Source organism: Lyngbya sp. CCY1209, from assembly GCF_055795065.1.
In genome coordinates, this window is record NZ_JAYFER010000565.1 from 1 (window position 1) to 8,963 (window position 8,963).

Below are 8,963 nucleotides of genomic sequence, written 5' to 3' on the forward strand. Positions count from 1 at the left end.
GGGGAACTCTTGCCCCCCTCGCCCAGAATTGGGAGAGGGGTTGGGGGAGAGGGCGAGAAGTGCCGGAAGCCCCCCTAACCCCCCAATTTTGGGGGGAACTCTTGCCCCCCTCGCCCAGAATTGGGAGAGGGGTTGGGGGAGAGGGCGAGAAAACGAATTCAAATTAAGGCTGTACCTGTTCCGATATCCACTGCAAATAGGCGGGGGAACCGGCGGCGATGGGCACGGCTAAAATTTCGGGGACTTCGTAGGAGTGGAGTTGGCAAATTTTCGTTTCTAAGGCTTGAAATATACTCAGATCGGTTTTGATAATTAATTGCCATTCGTCTTCCGAACACACTTCGCCCTTCCAGGTGTAGACGGAATGGATGGGGGTCAGACCCACGCAGGCTGCGAGTTTGGCTTCCACCAAACCTTTGGCGATCGCCTCTGCTTCGGCCTTGGAACCTGCCGTTACTAATACGATACCGTAATTGTCTGCCATATTTAACTTAAATTTTGCTTTCAGCTATCATCAAATATCGGTCTTTGGGCGGTGGGTTACGCTGGCGCTAACCCACCCGACTAGATTATCATCAAATATCGGTCTTTGGGCGGTGGGTTACGCTGGCGCTAATCCACCCGACTGGACTGTTTCATCTTAAATGAGGCGATTCGATCTGAATCCACAGGCAAGATGCCTGTGCTACGTCAAGATGCCTGTGCTACGTCAAGATGCCTGTGCTACGTCAAGATGCCTGTGCTACGTCAAGATGCCTGTGCTACGTTTTGAATAGTCGGTCCGGTAGGGTGGGTTAGGCGCGACAGTAATTTTTCGGAAAAACCGACAACTTTTCATTCGCGCCGTCACCCACAATTGCCTTTTTAATGCACAGTTTTAGCAGCAAAATTTCACGACATGATTGACGAATGAATTGGCAAATAAGATGTTTTTTTATAGCATTTTTTCGATGCGATTGTAAAACTGCGATCGCGACATTTCGGAATTTTCGGGATGATAGGGCGTACAAGAACAAATCTTTTCTAAATCCAGATAGAGCCGGAAAGAATCGGGCAAAGTGGCGCGACAAAAATCCGTTTCCTCGACCTGCGCGCCCGCCAGTGTGGCATTCTGAAGGTCGGCATCCTGAAAGTTGGTGCGGGACAATTTCGCGCTATTGAGATTGGCCCAGGTCAAACAGGCCCCCTCCAAATTTGCCGCCGTCAAGTCCGCCCCCTGCAAACAGACGCCCCGCAGTTGGGCGCGGCTGAGATTGGCATAATTGAGTTGAGTTCCGCTCAAATTGGAACCGCACATTCTCGCCTCGCTCAGGTTCACGCCGTTGAGATCGAGGCGGCTCAAATTGACGCCATTTAAGTAAGCATTTTGCAGGTTAATATCCGTCAATTTTGTCCCGAATAATTTCGCGCCGCTGAGTCGGACGCCGTAAAAATTCGCCCACCTCAAATCAGCCCCGGTCAAATTTGCCTCCCGCAGGTTGGCAAATTGCAGGTTCGCCCCGGATAAATTGGCGTTGGGAAGACTCGCCCGCCGCAAGTTGCTCCCCGCCAAACTCGCCCCACTCAGCCTCGCCCCCGGCAGTTTCGCCTTCACCAAAAACGCCCCGTTGAGATTGGCTTTGGTGAGATCGGCGTCCACCAATTTGGCTTCATTCATTTTCGCGAAGCTGAGATTAGCCCGCTGTAGGTTGGCCCCGTTGAGCTTGACGCGACTCAGAAACGCCCGGGTGAGGTTGGCGCCGGCGAGGTTCGCCCGGGAAAGGTTGACACCGATCAAAATGGCTCCCCCCAGGTCCGCCCCGCTCAGATCGACCCCCGAAAAGTCGATTTCGCCTTGTTCGTAACGCCTCAGAAGATGGCTGACGTTCATCAGAAGTGACTCCGGCTACCTCTCATTTTCTATCTAACCACGGAATTTTAAGAAAGTTTTTATATTTTTGCGATCGCGTGATCAGAGGAGTCGGGAACGTTTTTCCGTCCCGATTCTCGAACGAGGGCGAATGCAGGCCGTACCGACTTCCGTCTCGGATTGCTTGCGTTCTGAGGCGCAAACGGCAACAATATGACAGTTAATTTTTTATACTCCTCAAACTTCAGGGGAAGATTTACGCTACGCTTCGTGTGTCTGTTGTTGCCATTCCGGAGCATCGAGATGACGAACTCTCCCAATCCTTCGACCGAACCCACGCCGCGCCCGGTCCGACGCTGGCGACGTCGGCTGATTTGGGGGGGCGTCGGCTTGGGTGTGACCTCGATCGCGATCGCGGGGGGCGTGAGTTGGTTTGTGAAGTCTCGTCTCGCCCCCATCATTGCCGAAACCTTAGAAGGGATCATCGATCGCCCCGTGGAAGTCGGCCCGGTGGAACGGTTTGGCATCATTTCCATTCGGTTCGGTCCGTCCGCTATTCCCCCGACTGCAACGAATCCCAATACGGCTTCATTGGAAGCGATCGAAGCGACGATTTCTATTGTGTCCCTATTTCAACCGACGGTTCTCATCGATTTGACGGTGATCGATCCGGAAGTCTACCTCGAAGAAGACTCAGCCGGAAATTGGATCAGAACCCAACTCAAACAGCAGGGAGAAAGTCCCCTACAGGTTGAAATTGGCACGATTCGGGTTGAGAATGCCGATGTTAAACTGATGCCCCAAACCCTCCTAAAAGCGCCGCTTCGGGAAGATCCGGTGACGCTGGAAGTCGATCGCCTCGCCTTGGATGTCAGCGACGCCAACGATCGCATTCGGGGCAATGTCAGCGGCCGATTTTCTCGGGGGGGAGACTTCCGGTTAAAGGCAAATGCGGTAATTTCCGAGGGGAATATTGAAGCGGAACTCGATGCCGACGATCTGACGTTACCGCAATTGGCGTTACTGGTTCAAACCCCCGGATTTGCCTTGGAAAAGGGGGATGCGGATGCGGATTTGAGGGTTAAATTAGAGAATTTTAAACCGACTGGAATTTGGGGAGATCTGCAACTCGAACAACTGCAAGCCGATGTGGAAGCCCTTTCGGAACCCGTCCGCGTCGAAACCGGCAACTTTCGCTTCACGGGAAATCAGGCCGTCATCCGAGAGTTGGATGCCGGTTTTGGCGAGGTGGCGGTGAATGTCGGTGGGACGGTGACGACAGACGACGAGTTCGATTTCCGACAGACTGAATTTGATCTGACGGCAAATTTGGAACCCGTCACGTTTTCGACGTTATTAGAAACGGTGGAAGGGCAGTTGGAAGAAGCGATCGCCCTACCCGTTCCCATCGCGGGGGAAGTGGAGGCGGAAATTGATTTGACCGGCTCCTTGCAGGAACCGACCGTTTCGATCGCGATCGCCACCACCGCACCCACCCAAATCGATCGCGTCCCCTTCGAGGAAATTTCCATACAATTGGAAACCGTCGCCGAACTGACGGACGAATTTAATTTGGCGTCCGCTCCGGTTGTCACGATTGACGAGTTGAATATCCGGCTCGCAACGGGGGGAGAAATTACCGGGTCAGGCGCGATCGCCCTGGACGGACTGACGGAATTTCTGGCGGCGGAACCGGACGAAACCGGGGCGGAAACGGCGGAAGAATTTCCCTTCGATGCCAATGTCGAATTGAGTTTAAATGTCGATCGCCTCGATGGGGACGCGATCGCCCGACTGTTTGACATTCCCCCCGGTTTGACGTTGGGTGAAATTTCCGCCAATGCCCAACTTTCCGGCGAGATAGACGACCTCACAGGAGAGGTCGTGTTTGAACTTCCGGGGGCGACCTATCCGATTTTTGGAAATGCCCAATTTAATGACGGTCGGGTTGATGGGACGGTCAGGGTCGCCGAGGGTACGGTGGATGTAAATGCCCAATTGCGGGAAAATAATAATTGGAATGCGGCGATCGCTGCTAATCAGTTGGCGGTCGATTACCTGCTGAAATTTGGATTGCCCTTGGCAAATTTAGAGCCAGATTTGCGAGAAAAAATATCACAATTGAATCTTGAAGGGTCAAAAATTGATTTTCGGACAAATATTTTGGGTTCCCTAGATAATCTCAATCTCGATGGTATAGTGGCGACTGGTGACATCATAATTGGTATTGCTGACGGTTCGATTGACAGCGATTTTCGACTCAATGAAAGACAGTTTGGAGCGGATTTTAATATCAATTCCCTTTCCCTTCCTAGATTGCTCGAACTGGGTTTGCCCTTCGTCAACTTGTCGCCGGAAATCGAGCGATCGCTACAAACCCTCGATTTTCGGAATGGGGCAGTATTAGCGCGAGGATCGATTGTCGGTAATTTGGATAATTTGACTGCGAATGGCATCACCGCCGATGTGGCGGGACGGGTCGATTTAGGCAATATCGGCGGTTCCGTTAGCCTGGAAAATGCCCGCCTCAGAAACGGTAAATTTGATCTTAAATTAGATGCCAATTCGATGGCACTTAATCCTTTTATCAATGCCGGATTGTCCGTCGTTGATTTACCGGCGAACGTGCGGGAACAGGTGCGGGCATCCGATCTGAGAAATTCTCGATTGAACGGAGAAGCGATCGCCTCCGGAAATCTCGCCAATCCGAGCGATATTAATAGCAATTTTAATGGAATCATAAATTTGGGTAATTTCGGAGGCGAAATTGTTGCCGATGGACAAATTAATTCCGGCGCATTTAAAGGCACAGTCAGAACCAACGACATCCCCCTCAATCCCCTGATCGAATTGGGTTTACCCCTGGCGAACCTGCCCCCCGACGTGGTGGCAGAAATTCGGGGTTTGGATGTGGATAACGGCATCCTGCGGGGGGAAACGTCATTTTCCGGGAATTTGGCGACGCTGAGTCCGGAAAACTTGAATTTGACCCTGGACGGACAGATCGATTTAGGCGATGATGGGGGGAGTGTCACCGCCACGGGCCGCGTCGGGGGGGGAGCGTGGACGGCGCGACTAGCCGGCGATCGCATCGCTTTGGGCCGGTTTTCGGAATGGGCGGAAAATCTCACCGGGGTGCGATCGGCCCTCGGACCGACGGGGTTATTGGACCAGGCGGAAAATCTGCCCCTATTGCGGGGACTGTTGGACACAGAATTAACCGCCTCCGGTTCAGTGACGCAATTCAACCGGGCGACGTTGGAGGCGGCGGCCCAGTTGCGGTTGACGGAATTGCCGATTTTGCGCCAACCCTTCGAGGCGGCGGCGACGTTGCGGGAGGGACGGGTGGAACTGGAACGGGCCGAGACCCCGCAATTCGGGGCGGACGGGATGTTCGCGTTGGAATTTAGCGGGACGGGGGTGCCGAGTCTGGGCGACCTGAATGTTAACGTGCGGGTGTCCGATTTCGATTTGAATTCGCCCCTGGTGCAGACAGCGCTGGCGGTATTGCCCCCGGAAATTTTAGCCGGAGATACGCCACCGGTGTGGGGTTCGGTGAGTTTTCAGGGAAATGTGACCGGACCCATTTCGGCGTTGAACCTGCGGGGGAACCTGCGGTTGGAGGATTTCGCCCTGCGGGGTTTGGAATTCGACCCGGTGTTAGCCGGTCCCGTCGAGGCGGGGTTAGGTGAGGGGGTGAATGTGTCTTTGGCGGGGGAGGGAGATCGGATCGAATTGGTGTTGGACGATCGCTTTTTGCCCGAGTCGTTTTTAGTCCAGCGAGGAGATGCGATCGCCCGGGGCACCTCTCCCACTCAAAATAACTTACAAGTCAGTGTAGAAGATTTTCCCCTAACTCCCCTGGGGCTTGCTCCCCTGGCCCAGGCGGGAATCGGTCCGCTGGGGGGCAACGTTTCCGCCGAGTTGGCGGTGTCGGATTTTGCCAGTTTCGACCTGAGTCGCATCGACGCCACTGGGGAGGTATCGGTGGACCGGCCGAGTTTGGGTTATATAGAAGGCGATCGCTTCGGTATTCAAGTCAGTTTAGCCAATGGTATCGCCCGCCTCACGGATGGAGAACTACAACAGGGAGAAACGGTGGTTCTGATTTCAGCCCGGGCCAACGTCAACGAGATTTTAACCGGGGTTTCTCCCGCAGACGGCGCCGAACCCCCCTTGGAAGCCAACATCACCATCCCCCAAGGCAACCTCCAAGACCTATTCGCCGCCCTCCACTGGTACGACTTGGAAGATATCACCCGGGGCATCCAAACCCCCCTGTATGCGGGTGCAACGACTTTGAACACCGTGACCGTGGGACTGCCCGAGACGGCATCCCTCACCCAACAACTGCGATATTGGGCGGAAATTCAAGCCCTGTTGAAGTGGGAAGAAAGCCAAAAACCGGAAGGACTGCCCCTGCCCCCTTTAGAAGCAGTCAACGCCTCGTTTACCGGCGAAATCAACGTCAGCGGTTCTCCCTCGGATATCACGGCGACGGCGGACATCCGGGGCGAGGATTGGACCTGGGGGCCGCACAAAACCGACGAATTCATTCTCCAGGCGAGTTTCGAGGACAATATCGTGCGAGTTCTGCCCTTGAGATTGCGTTCCGATCAAACCCTGGTGGGATTTCAGGGGCAACTGGATCTCGATCGCCAAATTCCCTCCGGCCAGTTGCGGGTCAAAAATTTGCGCCTGGAGGAAGTGGAGGCATTTTACGACATTCCCAACGTGGATTTGAGCGGACAGTTCAATTTGCAGGCGCTGTTTTCGGGCAGTTTGGAGAATCCCCGGGCGACGGGGGAATTTACCGTCATCGACGGTTTATTCAATGGCGAACCCCTCAAGGAAGCCCGGGGCAGTTTCAGCTACAATAACGCCCGGTTGAACGCCGGGGGAGCGGTGTTGGTGACGGCCGAAGATCCGATTCGGTATCGGGCGACGGTGCCGTTTCGGTTGCCCTTCGCGAAAGTCAACCCGGAAAGTAATTTCCTCAGTGCCCAGGTGGAGGTGCGGGATGAAGGGTTCAAGATTATTAACCTGGTGAATCCGGAGGTGGATTGGGTGCAGGGGAAGGGGTTGGTGAAACTGGGATTGCAGGGGATATTGGAGCAGGCGCCGGACGGTGCGATCGCCAATCTCGTCTTGGAACCGGAGGGGGAGTTGAAGGTGCTCGACGGGGTGTTGCAGGCCCGCGGTGTCGAACAGGCGATCGCGGGACTCTCGGGCACGGCAATTTTTACGAACAATCGCCTGTGGGTGAAGGGCATCGAAGGGGAGTTAGTGGGAGAGACGGGGACGGGCAACATTTTGCTCGAAGGGGTGCTGCCCATTTTTGAACCCCTACGGGGGGAAGATCCGGATCTTACCAATCCCCTGCGGCTGGTATTGGATAATTTGAAGTTGAACCTGGAGGGGTTGTACGAGGGAGATGCCCAAGGGGAAATTATTGTTCGGGGAAGTGCCCTCCAACCGGCGATCGGGGGTGGGGTAGCGGTGTCTGAGGCGCTGGTGACGCTGCCCCAAGGGGCTTCGCCGACGACGGGCCCGGAAGGGGAAATTGTGGTCGCCCTCGAACAGAATCCCGGCGGGGGCGAGTTGCCGGACACCGGGCCCTTGGAGGTGAGTTTCGATAACTTTACTCTGATGTTGGGAGAGGGAATTCAGGTGAAGTCGGCTTCCATTACGTCGATATTTGATGCTCCCGTCCTCAACTTTAATGTGCAGGGGATGATTGTCGTCAATGGGGAGTTGGAGAATTTGGACACGATTCGCCCCAGCGGGACGATCGAGCTGACGGGGGGGGCGGTGAATTTGTATACCAGTCGCTTTCAGTTGGATCGCGGCTATCCGCAAACGGTGACGTTTGTACCCTCCCAGGGACTCGACCCGGTTTTGAACGTGCGGTTGGTGACGCGGGTAGCGGAAACGACTCCGGCGGTGGCGCCGACGTCGGCTTTTGCCACGGAAATGACGGAAGTGCCGAGTGCGACGCAGTTCGGGACGGTGCGGACGATTCGCGTATTCGCCATCGCCCAGGGATCGGCTTCGGAAATTAACGATATCCTCGAGTTGCGGAGTTCCCCGCCGCGATCGCAAACCCAATTGCTGGCATTATTGGGGGGAAGTGCGATCGAAGGGGTGACGGGAGACACGGCTTTGGTGTTGGCAAATATCGCCAGTGCGGGACTGTTTAACCAGATCCAGCAGAGCGTCATCGACGCCACGGGGTTGACGGAGTTTCGGATCTATCCGGCGCGGGTGTCGGAGGAGAGTTCCGGGGCGACAGCTTTGGGTTTGGGTTTGGAAGTGGGTTTCGATGTCAGAAATGATGTCTCGGTTTCCATTAGCCGGGTGCTGGCTGACGATCAGCCGACGCAGTTGAATTTGAACTACCGCGTCAACGACAAGTTGCTGCTGCGCGGCGCCACCAATTTCGGCAACCAGAGCGAGATCCGGTTTGAATATGAAACCCGGTTTTAATTAATCATTAACAATTATAGTCGGCAACAGGCAATAGGCAACAGGCAACAGGAAGGCCAATCGTTCACCGTCGGGGTTTCAGGAAAAATCAATGTCCTAACCGTCCTGGCAACTGCTATAACAATTAATAATTCTCGGTTTAGAAACCGGGTTTCTACGACTCTCTCCCCGTCCCCACCCTCTACCAAAGAAACCCGGTTTCTTCCCGTCAGTTACCCCGCAATTGGGCGCTACAGGTCAAGCTCACCTCCAGCAGTTCGTCGGGGGCTTCTCCGGTGTCCTGGAGTTGCCGGACGATCGCCGCAAATTCCTCGATGGAAAATCGGGCTTGATATTCGTCGATGGTACACTGGCAGAGAACCTGCGCCTGCCGGGGGGTCAGACCTTCCTGTTGCGATCGCGCATTGCAACCCTGGAGATACTGCGTCACGAATTCTTCGGGATAGGAATTTTGAGCCTCGGCGACGGGGAAACTTCCCGTCGGGGAGACGAATTCTGGCGTGGGGTTAAGCTTGCAAACTATCGTCAACGTTTGTTTCATGGCTGTATTGTAATTCACCTCGGTGAATGTAGGCGACTCAAGCCGCCGTTCGTTTTTCCTCCCTGCTCTAAAGAGACAGAGCTTCCA

The 8,963-nt window shown here is 54.7% G+C and carries 4 protein-coding genes; 1 reads left to right on the forward strand and 3 read right to left on the reverse strand.

The genetic code is table 11. The annotated features are described in order from the left end of the window. Window positions 1-163 precede the first annotated feature (163 nt). Window positions 164-484 (reverse strand): divalent-cation tolerance protein CutA, encoded by a 321-nt coding sequence (cutA, locus tag AC0QHF_RS19785; RefSeq protein WP_324705961.1) that lies wholly within the window; start codon window positions 482-484, stop codon window positions 164-166. A gap of 450 nt (window positions 485-934) precedes the next feature. After that, window positions 935-1,870, reverse strand: coding sequence for a pentapeptide repeat-containing protein (locus AC0QHF_RS19790; protein ID WP_324705962.1), 936 nt, complete (start codon window positions 1,868-1,870; stop codon window positions 935-937). Window positions 1,871-2,152: 282 nt separating this feature from the next. Between AC0QHF_RS19790 and AC0QHF_RS19795 the strand changes: the two genes are divergently transcribed. Beyond that, entirely contained in the window at window positions 2,153-8,335 is a 6,183-nt protein-coding gene (locus AC0QHF_RS19795) for a translocation/assembly module TamB domain-containing protein (protein ID WP_324705963.1), read from the forward strand. A 208-nt stretch (window positions 8,336-8,543) separates the two neighbouring features. Here AC0QHF_RS19795 and AC0QHF_RS19800 read toward each other — a convergent pair whose 3' ends face one another. After that, window positions 8,544-8,876: a hypothetical protein gene (locus tag AC0QHF_RS19800; RefSeq protein WP_324705964.1), complete on the reverse strand. Its 333-nt coding sequence runs from the start codon at window positions 8,874-8,876 to the stop codon at window positions 8,544-8,546. Window positions 8,877-8,963 lie beyond the last annotated feature (87 nt).